We start from the raw sequence: 20,684 nt of genomic DNA, 5'->3' as shown, positions 1-20,684 counted from the left end.
TCCTCAACGCATCACGAAGGGGTCGGGCATGGGCGCCTGCGAGAGGTTGATCCACACCGTCTTCAGTTCGGTGTAGGCCAGCACCGAGTCGATGCCGCTCTCGCGGCCGTAGCCGCTCTGGTGGAAGCCGCCGATCGGCGCCATGGCCGAGACCGCGCGGTAGGTGTTGACCCAGATGATCCCCGAGCGCACGTCGCGCGCCAGGCGGTGGGCGCGGCCCAGGTCGCGGGTCCAGATGCCGGCGGCCAGGCCGTACTGCGAGTCGTTGGCCAGGGCCAGCGCCTCGGCTTCGTCGTCGAAGGGGATGACCGAGGCCACCGGGCCGAACACTTCCTCCTGCATGATGCGCATGGAGTGGCTGTCGCAGGCGAACAGCGTCGGTTCGTAGTACCAGCCCTCGCCCTGGCCCTCGGGGCGCTTGCCGCCCATCAGCAGGCGCGCGCCCTCGGCCTTGGCCGCGGCCACCAGGCCTTCGACCACCGCCAGTTGCTGCGCGGTGGCCATGGGGCCCATCTCGCTGGCGTCTTCCTGCGGGTTGCCGATGCGGATGCGCTGGGCGCGTGCGATCAGGCGGGCGACGAACTCGTCGTAGATTTCGCGCTGCACCAGCAGGCGCGAGCCGGCCACGCAGCTCTGCCCGGTGGCGGCGTAGATGCCGGCCACCACGCCGTTGATGGCGCTGTCCAGGTCGGCGTCGGCGAAGATGATGTTCGGCGACTTGCCGCCCAGCTCCAGGGACAGCTTGGCGAAGTTCTCCGCGCTGCTGCGCACCACGTGGCGGGCGGTGGCGGCGCCGCCGGTGAAGGCGATCTTGCGCACCAGCGGGTGGCGCGTCAGGGCCGCGCCGGTGCTCGGGCCGAAGCCGGTGACCACGTTCACCACGCCGGCCGGGAAGCCGGCTTCCAGGGCCAGGCGGGCCAGTTCGAGTATGGTCGCCGAGGCGTGTTCGGAGGGCTTGAGCACGATGGTGTTGCCGGCGGCCAGGGCCGGGGCCAGCTTGATCGCGGTGAGGTACAGCGGGCTGTTCCAGGGGATGATCCCGGCCACCACGCCCAGCGGCTCGTGCACGGTGTAGGCGAACATGTCCGGCTTGTCGATCGGCAGGGTGCCGCCTTCGAGCTTGTCGGCCAGGCCCGCGGTGTAGTGGAAGAACTCCGGCAGGTAGCCGACCTGGCCGCGGGTCTCGCGGATCAGCTTGCCGTTGTCGCGGCTCTCCAGCTGGGCCAGGTGCTCCCTGTTCTCGGCGATCAGGTCGCCCAGGCGGCGCAGCAGCTTGCCGCGGGCGGTGGCGCTGAGCTTGCGCCAGGCCGGATCGTCGAAGGCCTTCTGCGCGGCCTGCACGGCGCGCTCGACGTCTTCCTCGGCGGCATCGGGCAGCAGCGCCCAGGGCTGCGCGCTGGACGGGTCGAGGCTTTCGAAGGTCTTGCCGGAAAGCGCATCGAGCCATTGGCCGTCGATGCACATCTGGAAGCGGGCGAGTGTCATGCGACTATCCCCTTGGTCTGGTTCGGCAGGCTCAGGGCCTGGTGCAGGAAGTCCAGCAGCACCTGGTTGACCAGGCGCGGCGACTCCACCGGCATCATGTGGCGCTGTTCATCGAGTATGGCCACCTGCGCGCCGGGAATGCGCGCGGCCAACTGCCGGGCCATCTCCGGGGTCGAGCCGGGGTCCAGCTCGCCGGTGGCGACCAGGGTCGGCGCCTGGATGCTGCCCAGGTCGTCGGCGCGGTACATGTCCTGGGTGGCGAACAATTCGTAGGTGGTCAGGTAGCCCTGCGGGTCGTTGCTCGCCAGGGTCTGGCGGATGGCCGCGATCTGCGCCGGGTTGGCGGCCTGGTACTCGCGGCTGAACCAGCGCGACAGGGCCGCCTCGGCGTTGGCGTCGGGACCGTGTTCGGCGGCCTGGCGGGTGCGCTCGATGACGCCGGCGCGCTGTTCGGCGCTGCGGTTGAACACACTGTTGAGGATCACCAGCCCCTGCAGCCGCTGCGGATGGTGCAGGGCGAAGGCGCGCGCCACCAGGCCGCCCATGGAGAAGCCGATGACCGTGGCCTGCGGGATCTGCAGGTGGTCGAGCAACTCGCGCAGCTGCGCGGCGTAGCCGACCAGCCCGGTGCCCGCTTCGGGGCGCGGGCTGGCGCCGTGGCCGAGCATGTCGTAGGCGATGACCCGGTAGTGCGGGGCCAGGCCGACGATCTGCCCGCCCCACATTTCCTTGTTCAGGCCCACGCCGTGGATCAGTACCACGGGCTGGCCCTGGCCGGTCGCCAGGTAACTGGTGCCGGCCGGTGTGTGTTCAGCGGTGAGCCGAATCATGGAACGCTCCTGCACTGGCCGCGGGATCACTGGGCCTGCTCGGCGGCCAGCTCTTCCAGGTCGATGTAGCGGTTGCCGATGCGCGGGTGCAGGCGGCCGCCGTCGGCGGCGCCCAGGACCACGATGATCTCGTCGGCGCGCGGCGCGTCCTCGATCTGCATCTCCAGGGTGATGTAGTGCGAACGTAGGCCCTCGTCGTCCTTGTGCATCATCGGGACCTGGATCGAGGTGCCCGGGCCGCCGCGCTTGTTGGTGAAGCTCAGGTAGCTCTTGGCGTCCACCGCCTTGCGGTAGTGGTTGCCGAAGCGCAGGGTGTGGATCACCGCCGAGGCGTGCTCGATCTCGCCATCGGCGCCGACCACGGCGGCCTTGCCATAGGCCTCGATCTTGTCGGCGCCACCGATCAGCGCGGTCAGGCGCTCGACCATCAGCGCGCCCAGCTCGGAGCAGTTGGCCTTGATCTCCGGCTTGAGATCCTCGACGAAGCCGCGGCCCGCCCAGGGGTTCTTGATCACCACGGCCAGTCCGGCCATGGATACCGGTTTCTCGGCAGCCTTGCCGCCCTCGATGAAGGTTTCCTCGACGTAGCTGACGATCTTGCGGATTTCGAAGCTCATGGGCACTCCTTGGGTGTCTCTGTGCGATTTGGTCTGATGGTATACCATAATATTGGAAGTGCAAGAGGCAGGGTGGCAAAGGCGGTGGGGTCTGGCGACGGATGGTTGAGGAGGGGCTGCTGGAAAGAAGGGATGCTCGGAGCGGGACTCGAATCGGCAAGCGGGATGACGGGGGATTCGAGGTGGTGGCAGAATGCCGCCAACTATGACAAGGAGGTCGCCATGCGCCCGCTTTCCCTCGCCATCCTCGTACTGGCCATTGCTGCAAGCAGTGGATGTGCCGTCAAGAAGAACTTCTACGCTACCGGCGGCAGCCGTGCCGACGGGACGGTCGACATGGCCTATGACTTCCGCCAGTTCGAGCAGCCTGTGATCAGCATGGACCAGGCGCAGGGGCTTGCCCAGCGCAAATGTGCGGTGTGGGGCTATCGGGATGCGGAAGCGTTCGGCGGCAAGACGCAGAATTGCAATCAGTGGGATGGCTGGGGCAATTGCGCGGCCGGGCAGGTGGTCATCAAGTACCAATGCATCGGCAATCTGGATGCCCAGGTCAGCCAGACAGCTCCGCTGCAGGCGCCTGCAGCGTCCAGCCAGGCCAGTGGCTCGCTGAACAAGGACCAGTGGCAGCAACAGCAGCTCAACAAGCTCAATACGGAAACAGGCCTGAGCTACGAGGAATACCAGCGCCGCTATCGGCAGATCATGGGGCAGTAAGCCTTTCGTTCACTTCGAGCAGTCAGGCGCGCTACGGTTCTCGCTTCTCTGATTCAGTGCTGCCTGGCGAGTGTTCGGCAGGCTAGCTGGCACTCAGCCTGGCTGTCTGCTCAGCCAGCACTTCCCGTGCACGCTCCTCGATAAAGTCGAACACTTCTTCCGGGACGCTGTACTGAAACTGCTTGCGGCGATTGCGCGAGACGGTGCCGTTGTTGCTCAGGCACATCATCACCAGTTGCGCCAGGTCGCTGCCACGGACGTCGAAGCGTGCGTCGACGGCCTTGAACACCTGATCGTAGGCGTGGAGGAACTCGGTTTCTTCATGCAGTTCGACTTCCAGCGCCTGCCTGGCCATCTCCAGCGTGAAGGCCATGCACGCCGTAGCGTCCCAGTAGCGGTAGATCCCCTCATTTCCTGTGAACTCGAAGCTCAGGTCGTTCGCATCGAGCCACAGCACCCGCCAGAATTCGCGTGCCGGGCGCGAGAAGCTTTGCAGGGCCTCGAGATAATGCTGTTCCTCGCGCTTCATCGCCACGGAGACGGGCAGCAGCAGGCCGTGGCTCATGGCGCCGCTTCGGCATAGCGCCTGATGGATCAGGAAGCGGGACAGGCGTCCGTTGCCATCCATGAACGGGTGCAGGAAGACGAAGCCGAACGAGGTGATGCCGGCGGCGACCAGCGGATCGATCTGCAGGGGCGCTTCGTTGGCGAACTGCATCAGTTCGTCCATCAGCTCCCGGCATAGCTCGGGAGGTGGGGGAACATAGGTCACACCTGCAGCGCCGCGCAGGCCATTGTTCAGGTGATTCTGTTCGTGGCGGAAGGCGACCGCCCGATCGAGGGGATTGCTGATCGTGCTGTTCTGCAGCGCGACCAGGTAGTCCTCGGTCAGCGGCTGGCGCTCATGGGCCTGCCGCAGCAGCTGGACGAAGCGCTCGGCCTTGTCCGCACTGGGGGCTTCACGTTCGATGGCGAAGGAGTCGTGGGTTTCGTGCAGGTAGGCCCAGCTCAGGGCCCTGTCCATCATTCCTGCGGGCAGCGAGCCGATGAACTCACGTGACTTGCCGAGGATGTCCAGTGCCAATAGCGCCTCGATCCTGGCTGTCCGCTCGACCGTAGCGCAATAACGGAGGGTGCCGAGGCCGTTGAAATCCACCCGCCAACGGGCATCGCGCCGGGCAGGGCCGGTGATGTAGCGGGCCGGATCGAACAGCGGGGTCGCTGCCCCCTTCGGGCTCCCGTCATGGGGCAGCCGAGTTCCACTGAAAGCTTCCCAGAGGAAGCAGGCCTTGCGGATATAGGCGCCGCTCGGGGCCTTGCGAAGCTCTGCCAGCATGGTGGCGGCAGGGATCAGTGGCAATGCCTGGGCCAGCACGCCCAGGTTGATCCCCTCGTGCTTCAGGGCGAACAGGACATGGGCGCAGCAGTCGCTTGCCGGTGGGGCAAGGCGTTGCGGTACGGCGAGTTCGCGGCCCAGCGGCTCGATCCGCGTGACAGGCCTGATCGCCGCCGGACGCTGGATCGGGAAGACCTTCAGCTTCAGTGTCTCGACCAGAAAGGCATAGCCGATGAATTGGCTTTCCATTCGGTGCTCCTGGCTAGAGATTTTTGAATTGGACCAACATTATTTGAAATAGCGGCGTCTGAATAGACAAAATTTTACAGGCGCTGGTAAGAGAGGTTTCAGGCAGCTTTGGCTATCTGCATGCGGCAGGAAAGATGAGGGTAGCCTTGCCAATGTCGGTTCCGGTACCCGAGATAGCATGAAGCCCGCATAGCGCTGAACCCCACTGGAGTCGGGACCGTTCTGATCACATGGGGAGGAGGCGGGAAACGAAAAAGGCCCAGGTTTTCACCTGAGCCTTTTATGTAGATGGCGCATCCGGCGGGATTCGAACCCACGACCCCTGCCTTCGGAGGGCAGTACTCTATCCAGCTGAGCTACGGATGCGCATGGCCGCGGCTGGCGCGGCAGGCGGCAATCATACGCATCTGATCGGCTTGCGTCCATCGTTCGGGCGTGGCCCTGGTTAATTCGAAATCGGTCTGCCGCCCGTCGGCCGGGGCTGGCCTGGAGGCGCCGGGTGGCATGTACTTTCGTTGGTTTTTTCGAACGACCCCTTGCCCTTTGGGGGATGGGGCCCTAGGATGCGTTTGACATTTCAAACGCCCACCACAACAACAGGAGACAGGGGAATTGGCGTCACAGTACCCGGCCTCGTGCCAGTGGGATGACCGACTTCCGTACTGCCTGGCGAATGCGCGCGATGCCGTGCAGCAACCGATTCCTGCAGTGGTGGCGTTTCCGCAGCGTATCCCGTCCATGGACCTCCCGGTTGATCCGACCGGCTACGGCTACCGCCGTGGTCCGTTTTCGCGCGCCCGTGCGCGACGATCGGTGACCCTGCGCTAGCGCCGGTGCCGTCCACCTGGCGGGCGGCGCGGCGGGACGATGGAACGGGTGGGGCGAGCGCCCCTCCAATGCTTCCCGGACAACAAGAGCAGGCGGGGTAGTCGAGGTAGACCCGCTGCTTATGGCTTTCCTCGAAGGAGACTGGTCATGCAACTCAATGATGCCAAGCTGTTCCGCCAACAGGCCTACATCGACGGTTCCTGGGTGGACGCCGACAGCGGTCAGACCATCAAGGTCAACAACCCGGCCACCAACGAGATCATCGGCAGCGTGCCGAAGATGGGCGCCGCCGAAACCCGCCGCGCCATCGAGGCGGCCGACAAGGCCCTGCCGGCCTGGCGCGCGCTGACCGCCAAGGAGCGCGCCAACAAGCTGCGCCGCTGGTTCGAGCTGATGATCGAGAACCAGGACGACCTGGCCCGCCTGATGACCATCGAGCAGGGCAAGCCGCTGGCCGAAGCCAAGGGCGAGATCGCCTATGCCGCCTCCTTCCTCGAGTGGTTCGGCGAAGAAGCCAAGCGCATCTATGGCGACACCATCCCCGGCCACCAGCCGGACAAGCGCATCATCGTTATCAAGCAGCCGATCGGCGTTACCGCGGCCATCACTCCGTGGAACTTCCCCTCGGCGATGATCACCCGTAAAGCCGGCCCGGCCCTGGCCGCCGGCTGCACCATGGTGCTCAAGCCCGCTTCGCAGACCCCGTATTCCGCCCTGGCCCTGGCCGAACTGGCCGAGCGCGCCGGCATTCCGAAAGGCGTGTTCAGCGTGGTTACCGGCAGCGCCGGCGAAGTCGGCGGCGAGCTGACCAGCAACCCGATCGTGCGCAAGCTGACCTTCACCGGCTCTACCGAAATCGGTCGCCAGCTGATGGCCGAATGCGCCAAGGACATCAAGAAGGTGTCCCTGGAACTGGGCGGCAACGCACCCTTCATCGTCTTCGATGACGCCGACCTGGATGCCGCCGTCGAAGGCGCGCTGATCTCCAAGTACCGCAACAACGGCCAGACCTGCGTCTGCGCCAACCGCCTGTACGTGCAGGACGGCGTGTACGACGCCTTCGTCGAGAAGCTGAAGGCCGCTGTGGCCAAGCTGAACATCGGCAACGGCCTGGAGAGCGGCGTGACCACCGGCCCGCTGATCGATTCCAAGGCCGTGGCCAAGGTCGAAGAACACATCGCCGACGCCGTGGGCAAGGGCGCCAAGGTCGTCGCCGGCGGCAAGCCGCACGCCCTGGGCGGCACCTTCTTCGAGCCGACCATCCTGGTCGACGTGCCGAAGAACGCGCTCGTTTCCAAGGACGAGACCTTCGGCCCGCTGGCCCCGGTGTTCCGCTTCAAGGACGAGGCTGACGTCATCGCCATGTCCAACGACACCGAGTTCGGCCTGGCCTCCTACTTCTACGCCCGCGACCTGGGCCGCGTATTCCGCGTGGCCGAGGCCCTGGAGTACGGTATGGTGGGCATCAACACCGGCCTGATCTCCAACGAGGTCGCGCCGTTCGGCGGCATCAAGGCCTCGGGCCTGGGCCGCGAAGGTTCGAAGTACGGCATCGAGGACTACCTCGAGGTCAAGTACCTCTGCCTGGGCGGCATCTGATTTCCCGTGGGCGCGGGGGTGGCAGGCAAGAGCCGGCAGCCACCCCCGCGCCGGCGTTTTCCGGTGGTGGCACCGGACAACCCACCCGGCGGGCCGCAAGTGCCGCGACAGTCGATCATCGTATGCTGTCGCGAGTGGCTTCTCCCCGTCTTCATCCTTTGACCCGGCCGACCGATGAGCGGCCACTGAGGAAGCTATGAGCAAAACCAACGAATCCCTGCTGCAACGCCGTCAGGCCGCCGTTCCGCGCGGCGTGGGCCAGATCCACCCGGTCGTCGCCGAGCGCGCCGAGAACGCCACCGTGTGGGACGTCGAGGGCCGCGAGTACATCGACTTCGCCGGCGGCATTGCCGTTCTGAACACCGGCCACCTGCACCCGAAAGTGGTCGCCGCCGTTCAGGAGCAACTGACCAAGCTGTCCCACACCTGCTTCCAGGTGCTGGCCTACGAGCCCTACATCGAGCTGGCCGAAGAGATCGCCAAGCGCGTGCCGGGCAACTTCCCGAAGAAGACCCTGCTGGTCACCTCCGGTTCCGAAGCGGTCGAGAACGCCGTGAAGATCGCCCGTGCCGCCACCGGCCGCGCCGGCGTGATCGCCTTCACCGGCGCCTACCACGGCCGCACCATGATGACCCTGGGCCTGACCGGCAAGGTGGTTCCGTACTCCGCCGGCATGGGCCTGATGCCGGGCGGCATCTTCCGCGCCCTGGCTCCGTGCGAACTGCACGGCATCAGCGAAGACGAGTCGATCGCCAGCATCGAGCGCATCTTCAAGAACGACGCCCAGCCGCGTGACATCGCCGCCATCATCATCGAGCCGGTACAGGGCGAGGGTGGCTTCTACGTCAACTCCAAGCCGTTCATGCAGCGCCTGCGCGCCCTGTGCGACGAGCACGGCATCCTGCTGATCGCCGACGAAGTGCAGACCGGCGCTGGCCGTACCGGCACCTTCTTCGCCACCGAGCAACTGGGCATCGTCCCGGACCTGACCACCTTCGCCAAGTCCGTCGGCGGCGGCTTCCCGATCTCCGGCGTCGTCGGCAAGGCCGAGATCATGGACGCCATCGCCCCCGGTGGCCTGGGCGGCACCTATGCCGGCAGCCCGATCGCCTGCGCCGCGGCCCTGGCCGTGCTGAAGGTGTTCGACGAAGAGAAACTGCTGGAGCGTTCGCAAGCCGTTGGCGAAACCCTGAAGGCCGGCCTGCGCGAGATCCAGGCCAAGCACAAGGTGATCGGCGACGTCCGTGGCCTGGGTTCGATGGTCGCCATCGAGCTGTTCGAAGGCGGCGACGTGAACAAGCCGGCGGCCGAGCTGGTCAGCAAGATCGTCGTGCGTGCTCGCGAGAAGGGCCTGATCCTGCTCTCCTGCGGCACCTACTACAACGTGATCCGCTTCCTGATGCCGGTGACCATCCCGGACGCCCAGCTGAAGCAAGGCCTGGCCATCCTGGCCGAGTGCTTCGACGAACTGGCCTGATCGGCTCGTTCGGCAGTACCGGAAGAGGCCCGCGCAAGCGGGCCTTTTCTTTTTCCGGGGTTCCGCTCCGGCTGCGGCGCCGTGACGCATCTACCCCCTTGGTCGAATCGGAGAGCGGCGCCGCATCAGCTATCCTGTCCTGCGCGCGATGTCGTCCGGGCCGCCCTCTGGCAGGCGCCTTGCGACTCGGTTAAGGTGCGCGCGCACCTGCGAGAGGATCTCCATGACAGCACTCAGCGCCGCGCCGACCGTTCTGGTCGCCGCCGCCGACCCCTGGAACCGCGAACTGCTTGGCCAACTGGTGCTGAGCGTGCGTTGCGACGCGGCCATCGAATACTGCGAGGACGGTGACCAGGCCATCGATGCCTGCCGCTTGCGCGCCTTCGCCCTGGTGCTGGCCGAGCAGGAACTGGCCGGCACCGACGGCATCGACCTGCTCCGCCACCTGCGCCGCAGCCGCCGCGGGGCGAGCGCGCCGGACTTCATCCTGATCAGCGCCAAGGCCGATGGGGCCAGCGTGCGCGCGGTGCTGCCGCTGGCGCCCAGCGCCTACCTGGTCAAGCCGTTCAATGCCGAGGACCTGCGCCAGCGCCTGCGCAGCCTGCTGCTGGAGCCGGGGCAGGAAGTCAGCTGCGCCGTGCCCCGGGAGCCCACCGGCAGCCTGGCCGACTTCCTCGCCGAGGCCCGCGACGCCGCCGAGGGCGCGCCCCTGCTGGCGGAGGTCGGCGAGTCGGCGAGCCGTTGCCTGAACACCGAGGGCGTCAGCCTGGAGCAGCTGGAGGAAGAATTCGGCCGCGACCCGCAGATCACCGCCTGCCTGATCGCCGCGGCCAACAGCGCCGCGCGGCACGTCGGCATGCCCTGCCTGACCCTCGCCCAGGCGCTGGCCCGCCTTGGCCTGGCCCAGGCCTGCAACCTGGTGCTGGGGCTCAGCCTGGAGCATGCCGCGCAGCTTGCGGAGCCACGCCTGAAGGAGCGCGCCGCGGCGTTCTGGGCGCTTTCCCAGCGCACCGCGGATGCCGCCCAGGCCCTGGCCGAGAGCCTCGACGTCGACGCGCCGCGCTGCTACACCGCCGGCCTGCTGCATTGCCTGGGCGACCTCGCGGTGCTGCGCACCCTGGAGGAGTGGTGCCGGCGCGGCGGAGCGCTGGAAGACCAGGAGATCGACGACAGCCTCAAGGCCTTCGGCGCCAGTTTCGGCTCCACGCTGCGCGCGCGCTGGCGCCTGCCGCTGGAGCTGCGCGGGCTGGTCGCCGCGTGCTACGGCATGGGCAGCGGGGTGTTCTCGCGCAAGGCGCTGGTGCTCAACCTGGCGGCCAGGGCGGCACGTTTGCCGGCTTCCCAGGCCGGGCAGTTGAAGGAAGAGAAGGCGCTGCGGATGCTTGGGCTGGGGCCGGTGGAATTGCAGTTGCTGCAGAAGTTCTGTGGTGCCGAGGAGCCAAGCGCTTCGTAGGATCAACCGTTTTGCTGCTCTTCGTAGGAGCGAGCTTGCTCGCGAATGAGTCCCGCAGCGGAGTGTGTTCGCGAGCAAGCTCGCTCCTACGAGAAGCCTTGCCCGCCGGTTGTGGTGGGAGCGGCTGTGCTGAAGCGACCTTCGTAGGAGCAACTGTCTTGCGCCGAGGTGCTCTTCGTAGGATGGGTTGAGCTTGCGAAACCCATGCGGTTGCGGTGATGGGTATCGCTTCGCTCAACACCATCCTACGAAAAGCCGTGCTTCCTGGAACGTAGGAACTTTTCCGCGATAGCCGGACGTTCCGGCGCGATTCGCGGATGAGATCCGCTCCTACGCCGCCCCACCTGCGCCATTCCCCTGTAGGAGCGCGCCCTGCGCGCGAAATCGCGGGCAGGGCCCCGCAAGGCATGGACCGCACGCGAACAATAAAAAACGCCGCTTCCCGTGAGGGGAAGCGGCGTTCCTTTGTGGCTGACGCGCTAACGCCTCAACGCTTGGCCAGCAGTTCCCGGCCGCGCGCCACGGCGGCGCGGACCTGGGCGGGGGCGGTGCCGCCGATGTGGTCGCGGGCGTTCACCGAGCCTTCCAGTGTCAGCACGGCGAAAACGTCGTCGTCGATCTGGTCGCTGAACTTGCGCAGTTCTTCCAGGCTCATCTCGGCCAGGTCCTTGCCGCTGTCCACGCCGTATTTCACCGCGTGGCCGACGATCTCGTGGCAGTCGCGGAAGGGCAGGCCCTTGCGCACCAGGTAGTCGGCAAGGTCGGTGGCGGTGGAGAAGCCGCGGCGGGCCGCCTCGCGCATGATCTCGCGCTTGGGCTTGATCGCCGGGACCATGTCGGCGAAGGCGCGCAGGCTGTCGCGCAGGGTATCGGCGGCGTCGAACAGCGGTTCCTTGTCTTCCTGGTTGTCCTTGTTGTACGCCAGCGGCTGGCCCTTCATCAGCGTCAGCAGGCCGGTGAGGTGGCCGAACACGCGGCCGGACTTGCCGCGCACCAGTTCCGGCACGTCGGGGTTCTTCTTCTGCGGCATGATCGAGGAGCCGGTGCAGAAGCGGTCGGGCAGGTCGATGAACTGGAACTGCGCGCTGGTCCACAGCACCAGCTCCTCGGAGAAGCGCGACAGGTGCATCATCGCCAGGGAGGCGGCGGCGCAGAATTCGATGGCGAAGTCACGGTCGGACACGCCGTCCAGCGAGTTGCCGGAGATCGCTTCGAATCCCAGCAGTTCGCAGGTGATTTCCCGCTGGATCGGATAGGTGGTGCCGGCCAGCGCGGCGCTGCCCAGGGGCATGCGGTTGACGCGCTTGCGGCAGTCCACCAGGCGCTCGTAGTCGCGGCTGAGCATCTCGAACCAGGCCAGCAGGTGGTGGCCGAAGGTCACCGGCTGGGCAGTCTGCAGGTGGGTGAAGCCGGGCATGATGGTGTCGGCTTCCGCCTCGGCCAGGCCCAGCAGGCCCTGCTGCAGGCGGGTGATCTCTTTGATGATGATGTCGATCTCGTCGCGCAGCCACAGGCGGATGTCGGTGGCCACCTGGTCGTTGCGCGAACGGCCGGTGTGCAGCTTCTTGCCGGTGATGCCGATGCGGTCGGTCAGGCGCGCCTCGATGTTCATGTGCACGTCTTCCAGGTCGACGCGCCAGTCGAAGCTGCCGGCCTCGATCTCGGCCTGGATCTGCTTCAGGCCGTCGATGATGGCGTCGCGCTCGGCGTCGGTCAGCACGCCGGCCTTGGCCAGCATGGTCGCGTGGGCGATGGAACCCATGATGTCGTGGCGGTAGAGGCGCTTGTCGAAGTCGACGGAGGCGGTGAAGCGGGCGACGAAGGCGTCGACGGGCTCGCTGAAGCGGCCGCCCCAGGACTGGTTGGTCTTCTCTACGCTCATGGATCTCTCTCGCGGAAACGGGCAGGCGCGTTCGCTGCCTGCAGGAAGGGCAAAGTCCGACGATAATAGCAGGCTGAAGGTCAAAAACGGCGTGTGCTGCGACGGGTGTGGCGGGGGAAGGATCAGGGGCGCCCCGCCCGGGCGCGGCGCAGTCGACATTTCGGTGCTCGAATTCGCCCGGCAGGCTACGAGCCGCTTGCCGAGGCGTGGAGGCTTGCGGAAACTTCGTCGATGCCAAACCAAGCCAAGACCGGCGACCAGCCGGCAACCCAAGACGATTTCTTCATTCCCGAACTGTGCCAGAGCGAAGCGCTGTTCAGCCTGGTCCTGCTGGCCGAGCTGCTGGTGCTGGTACTGGTGCTGGCCGAGCCGATGACGCCCAGTTTCAACTGGGTGCGCCTGGCCCTGGCCTCGCTGTTCGTGCAGTGGATAGTGCTGCTCTCGGCCGGCCTGCTGTGCCGCCTGCGGCCGTTGCTGGCGCGCTGGCCGGCGTGGGGCGCGGGGCTGGCCAGCTGCCTGCTGGTGGTGCTGCTGACCCTCGGCTGCACCGCGGTGGCCGACTACTACGCCCTGGGCGGGCCGCTGTCGATCAAGGGCGAGGTCAACCTGTACCTGCGCCATGCCTTGATCGCCCTCATCATGTCGGCCTTGTTGCTACGCTACTTTTATCTGCAGAGCCAATGGCGCAGGCAGGAACAGGCCGAGCTGCGCGCGCGCATCGAATCGTTGCAGGCGCGCATCCGTCCGCACTTCCTGTTCAACAGCCTGAACAGCATCGCCAGCCTGATCGAGCTGGACCCGGGCAAGGCCGAGCAGGCGGTGCTGAATCTGTCGGACCTGTTCCGCGCCAGCCTGGCCAAGCCGGGGACTTTAATTTCCTGGGGGGAGGAACTGGAGTTGGCCAGGCGCTATCTTTCCATAGAGCAGTATCGCCTGGGCGACCGGCTGCAACTGGATTGGCAGGTGAGCGGCGTGCCCGATGGCGTGCCCATCCCGCAGCTGACCCTGCAGCCACTGTTGGAGAATTCATTGATCTACGGTATCCAGCCGCGCATCGAAGGCGGCCTGGTGAAGGTTGAGGCGGACTATCGTGACGGTGTGTTCCAGCTGTGCGTGAGCAACCCGTACGACGAGTCGACGCAGACGCTGCCCACGAAGGGGACCAAGCAGGCGCTGCAGAATATCGCAGCGCGAATTGCGGCACTTTTCGGGCCAAAAGCGAGTCTCAGCGTCGAACGCCGTGACGGACGGCACTACACCTGTCTACGCTATCCATGTGCGCGTCTCATGCAGGAAGCCTGAGCTTATGAATGTCCTGATCGTCGATGACGAACCCCTGGCGCGCGAGCGCCTGGCCCGGCTGGTGGGGCAACTGGACGGCTACCGCGTCCTCGAACCCTCCGCCAGCAACGGCGAAGAAGCGCTGGCGCTGATCGACAGCCTGAAGCCGGATATCGTCCTGCTGGATATCCGCATGCCCGGCCTGGACGGGCTCCAGGTCGCCGCCAAGCTGTGCGAGCGCGAAGCCCCCCCGGCGGTGATCTTCTGCACCGCCCACGATGAATTCGCCCTGGAGGCCTTCCAGGTCAGCGCGGTCGGCTACCTGGTCAAGCCGGTGCGCGCCGAGGACCTGGCCGAGGCCCTGAAGAAGGCTTCCAGGCCCAACCGCATCCAGCTGGCGGCGCTGACCAAGCCGCCGGCCGCCGGCGGCCCCGGCCCGCGCAGCCACATCAGCGCGCGGACGCGCAAGGGCATCGAGCTGATCCCCCTGGAGGACGTGATCTTCTTCATCGCCGACCACAAGTACGTGACCCTGCGCCACGCCGGCGGCGAGGTGCTGCTGGACGAGCCGCTGAAGGCCCTGGAGGACGAGTTCGGCGAGCGCTTCGTGCGCATCCACCGCAACGCCCTGGTCTCGCGCGAGCGCATCGAGCGCCTGCAGCGCACCCCGCTGGGGCATTTTCAGCTTTACCTCAAGGGCCTGGACGGCGACGCCCTGACCGTGAGCCGGCGCCACGTCGCCGGTGTGCGCCGGTTGATGCATAACCTTTGAGGGCGGCAGGCTGCAGGCTATAGGCGGCAGGCTAAGAGCATGCGGCGTAGGCGGCGGCTCTGCGGGCTTTTCGTAGGAGCGAGCTTGCTCGCGAACCGCATGGCACCGCGTTTGTTCGCGAGCAAGCTCGCTCCTGCGAGAGGCCGGACAGGGCCCGCCCGCGAAGCGCAATCCCAGGGATGGGCCGAAAGCCTGCTTTGGCGTCGCAGGGGGGAAAGCCTGGGCGCCGAAGCCTGTTATCATCCCCGGCAGTCCTTTGTCCGGAATTGCCCATGTCGTCCCGCGAAATCCGAATCGCCACCCGTCAGAGCGCTTTGGCCCTGTGGCAGGCCGAGTACGTCAAGACCCGCCTGGAGCAGGCCCATCCCGGCCTGCGCGTGAGCCTGCTGCCGATGACCAGCCGCGGCGACAAGCTGCTCGATGCGCCGCTGGCGAAGATCGGCGGCAAGGGCCTGTTCGTCAAGGAACTGGAGACCGCCTTGCTGGAAGGCGCGGCCGACATCGCCGTGCACTCCATGAAGGACGTGCCCATGGACTTCCCCGAGGGCCTGGGCCTGTACTGCATCTGCGAGCGCGAGGACCCGCGCGACGCCTTCGTCTCCAACACCTACGCCAGCCTCGCCGAGCTGCCCGCCGGCAGCGTGGTCGGCACCTCCAGCCTGCGCCGCCAGGCACAGCTGCTGGCCAGCCGCCCGGACCTGCAGATCCGCTTCCTGCGCGGGAACGTCAACACCCGACTGGCCAAGCTCGATGCCGGCGAATACGACGCCATCATCCTCGCCGCCGCCGGCCTGATCCGCCTCGGTTTCGAGGCGCGCATCCGCTCCAGCATCGGCGTCGAGGACAGCCTGCCAGCCGGCGGCCAGGGCGCCGTGGGCATCGAATGCCGCAGCGCCGATAGCGAGATTCACGCGCTGCTGGCGCCGCTGCACCACGCCGACACCGCGTTGCGGGTGACCGCCGAGCGCGCGCTGAACAAGCGCCTCAACGGCGGCTGCCAGGTGCCCATCGCCTGCTACGCCGTGCGCGAGGGCGAGCAGCTGTGGCTGCGCGGCCTGGTCGGCCAGCCCGACGGCTCGCAACTGCTGCGCGCCGAAGCCCGCGCGCCCCTGGCCGAGGCCGAGGCGCTGGGTGTGAAGGTCGCCGAAGACCTGCTGGAACAGGGCGCGGCCGACATCCTCGCCGCCGTCTATGGCGAGGCCGGCCCGCAGTGAGCCACTGGCGCCTGCTGCTGACGCGGCCGCAGGACGAGTGCGCGGCCCTGGCCGCCAGCCTTGCCGAGCATGGCGTGGCCAGCGCCAGCCTGCCGTTGCTGGCTATCGAGCCGCTGGAAGAAACCCCCGAGCAGCGCAGCCTGCTGCTCGACCTGGACCGCTACTGCGCCGTGGTGGTGGTCAGCAAGCCTGCTGCGCGCCTGGGCGTGGAGCGCATCGACCGCTACTGGCCGCAGCCGCCGGCGCGCCAGGACTGGTTCGCGGTCGGCGCGGCCACCGCGGCTATCCTCGATGACTACGGCCTGCGCGTGCATCACCCGGAGAATGGCGACGACAGCGAAGCACTGCTGGCGCTGCCGGCGCTGGCGCAGGCTCTGCAGGTGCCCGGGCCGCGGGCGCTGATCCTGCGTGGCGAAGGTGGCCGGGAATTCCTCGCCGAGCGCCTGCGCGGCCAAGGCGTGGCGGTGGATTATCTGGAACTCTACCGTCGCGTGCTGCCGGACTACCCGGCGGGCGAGCTGGCGCGGCGGGTGCGTGACGAAGCACTGAACGGCCTGGTGGTGAGCAGCGGCCAGGGCCTGGAGCACCTGCTGCGCGTGGCCGGGGAGGACTGGCCGCGGCTGGCCGGGCTACCCTTGTTCGTGCCCAGCCCGCGGGTCGCCGAACTGGCCCGGGACGCCGGTGCGCGACACGTGATCGATTGCCGCGGGGCGAATGCCGCGGCCCTGCTGGAGGCGCTCAGGGGCGCCGACGAAGAATAATTTCCGAGCGAAGGATGGACCTGTGAGCGAAGCCGTCACTCCCCAAGACACCCCGCAAGATACCCCCGTCGAGCCGACCCCGCCCGCTCCGGCCCGATCCGGCAACGGCCTGGCCCTGCTCGCACTGCTGGTCGGCGTCGCCGGCCTCGGCGTCGGTGGCTGGGGGCTGTGGCAGACGCAGCAGCTGCAGGCCCGCGACCAGGCGCGCGCGCAACAGCTGGAAGAAACCCGCGGCGAGGCGCAGAGCCTGCTCAACCACAACAGCGCGCTGGACAAGCGCCTGGACGCGCTGCCCAGCGCCGACGAGCTGGAGGCCCGCCGGCGCCTGGTGGTCGAACTGCAGGGCGACCAGCAGCAACTGGCCCAGCAGTTCAAGCAGGTTCTCGGGCAGAGCCGCCAGCAGTGGCGCCTGGCCGAGGCCGAGCACCTGATGCGCCTCGCCTCGCTGCGCCTTTCCGCGCTGCAGGACATCGACAGCGCCACCCAACTGGTGCAGGGCGCCGACGACATCCTCCGCGCGCAGAACGACCCGGGCGCCTTCGCCGCCCGCGCGCAACTGGCCAAGAGCCTCGAAGCCCTGCGCAGCCTGCCGCAGCCGGACCGCACCGGGCTGTTCCTGCAACTCGGCGCGCTGCGCGAGCAGGCCGCCCAGCTGCAACCGCTGGAGCCGAGCTTCAAGGAAGGCCCGGGCAAGGCCTCGACCACCGCCTGGGGCGACGGCAGCAGCACCCTGGACCAGTGGTGGGAACGCATCTCGCGCTACGTGCGCATCGACTTCAACGCCGGCCAGGACGTGCGCCCGCTGCTCTCCGGGCAACAGCTGACGCGCGTGCGCCTGGCCCTCAGCCTGGCCCTGGAGCAGGCGCAGTGGGCCGCGCTCAACGGGCGCCAGGAAGTCTACGAACAGGCCCTGAAGCAGGCCCGGCAGATCCTCGGCGACTTCTTCAACGCCGACCTCGCCGACAGCCGCGCCCTGGGCCTGCGCATCGACGAGCTGGCGCAGCAGCCGGTGGCTGTGCAGGTGCCCGACCTGACCCCGGCGCTGGGCGCCCTGCAGGCCTATGTGGTGCGCCGCGACCAGGCCGCCCTCGACCAGCAGCAGGCGCCCGCCGCGCCCCAGGCGGAGGGTAGCCAATGAGCCGCGTCTACCTGCTGGTCCTGGCCCTGGTGGTGGCCGCTACCCTGGTCGGCCTGGCCATCGCCGAGCAGTCGGGCTACGTGCTGATCGCCTATAAGAGCTTCCGCTACGAATCCAGCCTGTGGACCTTCCTCGCCCTGCTGGCGCTGGTCTGGCTGCTGTACCTGGCCATCCGCCTGGCGCTGCGCCTGCTCGGCGTGTCCGGGCGGGTGGTCAACCCCTGGTCGCGCTTCAACCGCCGCCGCCGCGCCGAAATGGCCGAGGAACACGGCCAGCGCGACCTCGCCGAAGGCCACTGGGCCCCGGCCCTGCGCCACCTGCGGCGCGCCGCCGAACTGAACGAGCACAGCCTGTCCAGCTACCTGGGCGCGGCCCGCGCGGCCAACGAGCTGGGGCGCTTCGACGAGTGCGACCAGTTGCTCGACCGCGCCCTCGAACGCCAGCCCGGCACGGAGCTGGCCGTGGGCCTGACGCGCGCGCAACTGCTGATCAACCGTGGCGCCTTCGAGCCGGCCCGCGCGGTGCTGGTGAAACTGCACGAGGAACACCCGCGCCACCCCACGGTGCTGCGCCTGCTCCAGCAGCTCTACGTCAGCCTGCAGGACTGGCGGCCGCTGCTGGCCCTGCTGCCGGAACTGCGCAAGGAGCGCGTGCTGGAGAACGCCCAGCTCAGCGACCTGGAGCGCCGCGCCTGGATCGCCGCCCTGGAAGTCGCCGGCGAGCAGGGCGTGGGGCAGGGCGAGACGGCCCTGCAGCCGCTCACCCAGACCTGGCAGAACCTGCCCGCCAACCTGCGCGCCCAGCCGCTGCTGGTCGCCGCCTATGCCCAGCAACTGCTGCGCCTGGGCGCGCCCGAGGAGGCGGAGAAGGTCCTGCGCCAGGCCCTCAAGGAAGGCTACGACGAGCGCCTGATGCTGCTCTACGGCAAGGCCCGCGGCGGCGACCCGGCGCGCCAGCTGCAGAACGCCGAGGCCTGGCTGAAGAAGTACCCCGACGACCCCGTGCTGCTCCTGTCCCTGGGCCGCCTGTGCCTGGCCGACAAGCTCTGGGGCAAGGCCCGCGACTACCTGGAGGCCAGCCTGGCCCGCCAGCACAGCGCCGAGACCTGCGCCGAGCTTGCGCGCCTGCTGGCGCACCTGGGGGAGACCGAGCGCAGCAACAGGCTGTTCCAGGAAGGCCTCGGCCTGTTCGGCGCGCCCGTAGGCAGTGCAGTCCAGCTGCCTGCGAAAGCGTAAGACGGTTCGGATGAAACGCGGCGCCCTCGGGCGCCGCTTTCGTTTTGGCTGACGGCTTTCGCCTACTTGCCGACGTAGCGGATGCGGTAGATCGCCCCGGCCATGTCGTCGCTCACCAGCAGCGAACCGTCCGCGGCCACCAGCACGTCGGCGGGGCGTCCCAGCACTTCCTCGCCGGGCTGCAGCCAGCCCTCGGCGAACAGGCTCTGGCGTTTCAGCGAGCCGTCCGCGTTCAGCTCGACGCGCACCACCCGGTAGCCGACCTTGCGGCTGCGGTTCCACGAGCCATGCTCGGCGATGAAGACGTTGCCGCGGTACTCGGCGGGGAACTGCTCGCCGCTGTAGAAACGCATGCCCAGCGCCGCCACGTGGGCACCGAGGCCGGCCACCGGCGCGACGAAGGCCGAGCAGGGGCGCTGGGCGAACTCCGGGTCGGCGATGTTCCCGGCGTGGCAGTCCGGGTAGCCGAAGTCGTCGCCGGCCTTGCTCACGCGGTTCAGTTCGTCATCGGGCTGGTCGTCGCCGAGCAGGTCGCGGCCGTTGTCGGTGAACCACAGCCGGCCCCGGGCATCCCAGTCGAAGCCCACGGTGTTGCGCACGCCATAGGCCACCACCTCGCGCTGGCTGCCGTCCGGCTGCATGCGTTGCAGGTTGGCGTAGCGCTCGCGGTCCGGGCGGCAGATGTTGCAGGGCGCGCCCACCGGCACGTAGAGCTTGCCGTCGGGGCCGAAGGCGATGAACTTCCAGCCGTGGTGCGTCTCGCCGGGGAACTGCGGCGGCAGTTCCTCGGGTTCTGGCTGCGCATCCAGGTGCGTCTCGATGTCGCGCAGCACGTAGAGGCGGCTGACAGCCGAGACGTACAGATCGCCCTGGTGGAAGGCCACGCCGCTGGGCATCTTCAGGCCGCTGGCGATCACCCGCGGGCGCTGTTCGCCGGGGCGCAGGGCGTACACCTTGCCGGCCTCGCGGCTGCCGACGAAGAGCGTGCCCTCGCTGCCCAGGGCCATGGCGCGGGCGTTGGGGACCTGGTCGCTGAGCACCTCGATGCGGAACCCTTCGGGCACCTTGAGCCGCTCCACGACCGAAGCGGCGAATGCGCCGGGGAGGGGGACGAACAGCAGCGCGGCGAGTAGGATCAGCTGTCGACGCATGGTAGGAATTCCCTGATGGCTGTCCGGCCCAGTCTAGCCCGCAGCCTTGAAAGGCCCGCGGAATTTCCTCTACCGTAGCGGCCTTTCCGAAAATGCCGTGCCACTGGAGCCGCCATGAACCTGGCCAGCCCGCGTTCCCTGTTCTTCCTCGCCTTCCTCGCCTGCGCCGCCATGCTTGGCGCCGGTTTCTACCTGCAGTACGTCGTTGGCCTGGAACCCTGCCCACTGTGCATCGTGCAGCGCATCTTCTTCGCCGGCGCCGGGCTGTTCTCGCTGATCGCCGCGCTGCATGGCCGCGGCCGGCGCATCTACTCGGTGCTGGTGCTGCTCTGCTCGCTGGGCGGCGCCGCTACCGCCGGCCGGCAGATCTGGCTGCAGACCCTGCCGCCGGACCAGCTGCCTTCCTGCCTGCCGCCGCTGGACTACATGATGCAGACCATGCCCTACGCGGACATCCTCTGGACCATGTTCCACGGCTCGGCCGACTGCGCCGAGGTGACCTGGACGCTGCTCAGCCTGAGCATCCCGGAGTGGAGCCTGCTGGCCTTCGTCGGCTTCGCCCTGTTCGCCGTCTTCCAGTTTCTGCGCCGCGGCTGATCGCCGCGCGGCGGCAGAACTGTCCTACGGCGCGAAGCCAGCGCCGCCGCGGGCTGCCGATTAAA

At 67.9% G+C, this 20,684-nt stretch carries 17 protein-coding genes and 1 tRNA gene; 11 read left to right on the top strand and 7 right to left on the bottom strand.

The features are described from left to right. Positions 1 to 3: 3 nt before the first annotated feature. The 3 genes from M8R19_RS14305 to M8R19_RS14295 are packed head-to-tail and all read right to left on the bottom strand — an operon-like array spanning position 4 to position 2,932. Positions 4 to 1,485: an aldehyde dehydrogenase gene (locus tag M8R19_RS14305; RefSeq protein WP_064581662.1), complete on the bottom strand. Its 1,482-nt coding sequence runs from the start codon at positions 1,483 to 1,485 to the stop codon at positions 4 to 6. Beyond that, positions 1,482 to 2,315: an alpha/beta fold hydrolase gene (locus M8R19_RS14300; RefSeq protein WP_009615033.1), complete on the bottom strand. Its 834-nt coding sequence runs from the start codon at positions 2,313 to 2,315 to the stop codon at positions 1,482 to 1,484. Before M8R19_RS14300 ends, M8R19_RS14305 begins: the two co-directional genes overlap by 4 nt. Before the next feature lie 26 nt (positions 2,316 to 2,341). Beyond that, the gene (locus tag M8R19_RS14295) at positions 2,342 to 2,932 is read right to left on the bottom strand and encodes an amino acid synthesis family protein (RefSeq protein WP_043316353.1); all 591 of its coding nucleotides are present in this window, start codon (positions 2,930 to 2,932) and stop codon (positions 2,342 to 2,344) included. Positions 2,933 to 3,154: 222 nt separating this feature from the next. Here M8R19_RS14295 and yecR point away from each other — a divergent pair, with 222 nt between their 5' ends. Further along, positions 3,155 to 3,646: a YecR family lipoprotein gene (gene yecR, locus M8R19_RS14290; RefSeq protein WP_249918118.1), complete on the top strand. Its 492-nt coding sequence runs from the start codon at positions 3,155 to 3,157 to the stop codon at positions 3,644 to 3,646. Positions 3,647 to 3,728: 82 nt separating this feature from the next. Here the strand turns inward: yecR and M8R19_RS14285 are convergent, their stop codons facing one another. Both M8R19_RS14285 and M8R19_RS14280 read right to left on the bottom strand, forming a co-directional pair. Then, positions 3,729 to 5,231: a Fic family protein gene (locus M8R19_RS14285; protein WP_249918117.1), complete on the bottom strand. Its 1,503-nt coding sequence runs from the start codon at positions 5,229 to 5,231 to the stop codon at positions 3,729 to 3,731. A gap of 289 nt (positions 5,232 to 5,520) precedes the next feature. Next, positions 5,521 to 5,597: transfer RNA gene (locus tag M8R19_RS14280), tRNA-Arg, on the bottom strand. A 609-nt stretch (positions 5,598 to 6,206) separates the two neighbouring features. On the opposite strand from M8R19_RS14280, the gene gabD reads away from it, so the two are divergent. From gabD to M8R19_RS14265, 3 genes are all read left to right on the top strand, one after another. After that, positions 6,207 to 7,658: an NADP-dependent succinate-semialdehyde dehydrogenase gene (gene gabD / locus M8R19_RS14275; protein WP_009615037.1), complete on the top strand. Its 1,452-nt coding sequence runs from the start codon at positions 6,207 to 6,209 to the stop codon at positions 7,656 to 7,658. A 196-nt stretch (positions 7,659 to 7,854) separates the two neighbouring features. Further along, entirely contained in the window at positions 7,855 to 9,135 is a 1,281-nt protein-coding gene (gene gabT / locus M8R19_RS14270) for a 4-aminobutyrate--2-oxoglutarate transaminase (protein WP_009615038.1), read from the top strand. A gap of 223 nt (positions 9,136 to 9,358) precedes the next feature. Continuing rightward, positions 9,359 to 10,588: an HDOD domain-containing protein gene (locus tag M8R19_RS14265; protein WP_249918116.1), complete on the top strand. Its 1,230-nt coding sequence runs from the start codon at positions 9,359 to 9,361 to the stop codon at positions 10,586 to 10,588. A gap of 487 nt (positions 10,589 to 11,075) precedes the next feature. Here the strand turns inward: M8R19_RS14265 and argH are convergent, their stop codons facing one another. Continuing rightward, positions 11,076 to 12,470: an argininosuccinate lyase gene (gene argH / locus M8R19_RS14260; protein WP_074978056.1), complete on the bottom strand. Its 1,395-nt coding sequence runs from the start codon at positions 12,468 to 12,470 to the stop codon at positions 11,076 to 11,078. A 231-nt stretch (positions 12,471 to 12,701) separates the two neighbouring features. Between argH and M8R19_RS14255 the strand changes: the two genes are divergently transcribed. The 6 genes from M8R19_RS14255 to M8R19_RS14230 all read left to right on the top strand — a co-directional run bounded on the left by M8R19_RS14255 (position 12,702) and on the right by M8R19_RS14230 (position 18,871). Then, on the top strand, positions 12,702 to 13,772 hold the full coding sequence (locus M8R19_RS14255) for a sensor histidine kinase (protein WP_009615041.1): 1,071 nt from the start codon (positions 12,702 to 12,704) through the stop codon (positions 13,770 to 13,772). A 4-nt stretch (positions 13,773 to 13,776) separates the two neighbouring features. Continuing rightward, on the top strand, positions 13,777 to 14,523 hold the full coding sequence (algR, locus tag M8R19_RS14250) for an alginate biosynthesis regulator AlgR (protein ID WP_074978054.1): 747 nt from the start codon (positions 13,777 to 13,779) through the stop codon (positions 14,521 to 14,523). Positions 14,524 to 14,795: 272 nt separating this feature from the next. After that, complete coding sequence (gene hemC, locus M8R19_RS14245; protein WP_074978052.1) at positions 14,796 to 15,737, top strand: hydroxymethylbilane synthase; 942 nt, start codon at positions 14,796 to 14,798, stop codon at positions 15,735 to 15,737. Next, positions 15,734 to 16,498 carry a uroporphyrinogen-III synthase gene (locus M8R19_RS14240; protein WP_249918115.1) on the top strand — a complete coding sequence of 255 codons (765 nt, stop codon included), beginning with the start codon at positions 15,734 to 15,736 and terminating at the stop codon, positions 16,496 to 16,498. Before hemC ends, M8R19_RS14240 begins: the two co-directional genes overlap by 4 nt. 22 nt (positions 16,499 to 16,520) lie before the next feature. Then, positions 16,521 to 17,636, top strand: coding sequence for a uroporphyrinogen-III C-methyltransferase (locus M8R19_RS14235; RefSeq protein WP_249918114.1), 1,116 nt, complete (start codon positions 16,521 to 16,523; stop codon positions 17,634 to 17,636). After that, positions 17,633 to 18,871, top strand: coding sequence for a heme biosynthesis HemY N-terminal domain-containing protein (locus tag M8R19_RS14230; protein ID WP_074978045.1), 1,239 nt, complete (start codon positions 17,633 to 17,635; stop codon positions 18,869 to 18,871). The genes M8R19_RS14235 and M8R19_RS14230 overlap by 4 nt, the downstream gene beginning before the upstream one ends. Positions 18,872 to 18,933: 62 nt before the next feature. On the opposite strand, the gene M8R19_RS14225 is transcribed toward M8R19_RS14230, so the two are convergent. Next, complete coding sequence (locus M8R19_RS14225) at positions 18,934 to 20,022, bottom strand: PQQ-dependent sugar dehydrogenase (protein ID WP_074978041.1); 1,089 nt, start codon at positions 20,020 to 20,022, stop codon at positions 18,934 to 18,936. A gap of 114 nt (positions 20,023 to 20,136) precedes the next feature. Here M8R19_RS14225 and M8R19_RS14220 point away from each other — a divergent pair, with 114 nt between their 5' ends. After that, positions 20,137 to 20,619, top strand: a complete 483-nt coding sequence (locus M8R19_RS14220) for a disulfide bond formation protein B (RefSeq protein ID WP_074978039.1) — start codon at positions 20,137 to 20,139, stop codon at positions 20,617 to 20,619. Positions 20,620 to 20,684 lie beyond the last annotated feature (65 nt).

The sequence above is a fragment of the Pseudomonas sp. R3.Fl genome, assembly GCF_023516765.1.
In the GTDB taxonomy this organism is placed as follows: domain Bacteria; phylum Pseudomonadota; class Gammaproteobacteria; order Pseudomonadales; family Pseudomonadaceae; genus Pseudomonas; species Pseudomonas citronellolis.
This window is presented reverse-complemented; position numbering and strand designations above follow the sequence as displayed.

What these genes read in the sequence shown, in the direction of transcription:
- M8R19_RS14255 (WP_009615041.1), top strand. Translation starts at nt 12,702, where the DNA reads ATGCCAAACCAAGCCAAGACCGGCGACCAGCCGGCAACCCAAGACGAT.
- M8R19_RS14300 (WP_009615033.1), bottom strand. Translation starts at nt 2,315, where the DNA reads ATGATTCGGCTCACCGCTGAACACACACCGGCCGGCACCAGTTACCTG.
- gabD (WP_009615037.1), top strand. Translation starts at nt 6,207, where the DNA reads ATGCAACTCAATGATGCCAAGCTGTTCCGCCAACAGGCCTACATCGAC.
- argH (WP_074978056.1), bottom strand. Translation starts at nt 12,470, where the DNA reads ATGAGCGTAGAGAAGACCAACCAGTCCTGGGGCGGCCGCTTCAGCGAG.
- M8R19_RS14305 (WP_064581662.1), bottom strand. Translation starts at nt 1,485, where the DNA reads ATGACACTCGCCCGCTTCCAGATGTGCATCGACGGCCAATGGCTCGAT.
- M8R19_RS14265 (WP_249918116.1), top strand. Translation starts at nt 9,359, where the DNA reads ATGACAGCACTCAGCGCCGCGCCGACCGTTCTGGTCGCCGCCGCCGAC.
- M8R19_RS14230 (WP_074978045.1), top strand. Translation starts at nt 17,633, where the DNA reads ATGAGCCGCGTCTACCTGCTGGTCCTGGCCCTGGTGGTGGCCGCTACC.
- M8R19_RS14220 (WP_074978039.1), top strand. Translation starts at nt 20,137, where the DNA reads ATGAACCTGGCCAGCCCGCGTTCCCTGTTCTTCCTCGCCTTCCTCGCC.
- yecR (WP_249918118.1), top strand. Translation starts at nt 3,155, where the DNA reads ATGCGCCCGCTTTCCCTCGCCATCCTCGTACTGGCCATTGCTGCAAGC.
- hemC (WP_074978052.1), top strand. Translation starts at nt 14,796, where the DNA reads ATGTCGTCCCGCGAAATCCGAATCGCCACCCGTCAGAGCGCTTTGGCC.
- gabT (WP_009615038.1), top strand. Translation starts at nt 7,855, where the DNA reads ATGAGCAAAACCAACGAATCCCTGCTGCAACGCCGTCAGGCCGCCGTT.
- algR (WP_074978054.1), top strand. Translation starts at nt 13,777, where the DNA reads ATGAATGTCCTGATCGTCGATGACGAACCCCTGGCGCGCGAGCGCCTG.
- M8R19_RS14285 (WP_249918117.1), bottom strand. Translation starts at nt 5,231, where the DNA reads ATGGAAAGCCAATTCATCGGCTATGCCTTTCTGGTCGAGACACTGAAG.
- M8R19_RS14225 (WP_074978041.1), bottom strand. Translation starts at nt 20,022, where the DNA reads ATGCGTCGACAGCTGATCCTACTCGCCGCGCTGCTGTTCGTCCCCCTC.
- M8R19_RS14295 (WP_043316353.1), bottom strand. Translation starts at nt 2,932, where the DNA reads ATGAGCTTCGAAATCCGCAAGATCGTCAGCTACGTCGAGGAAACCTTC.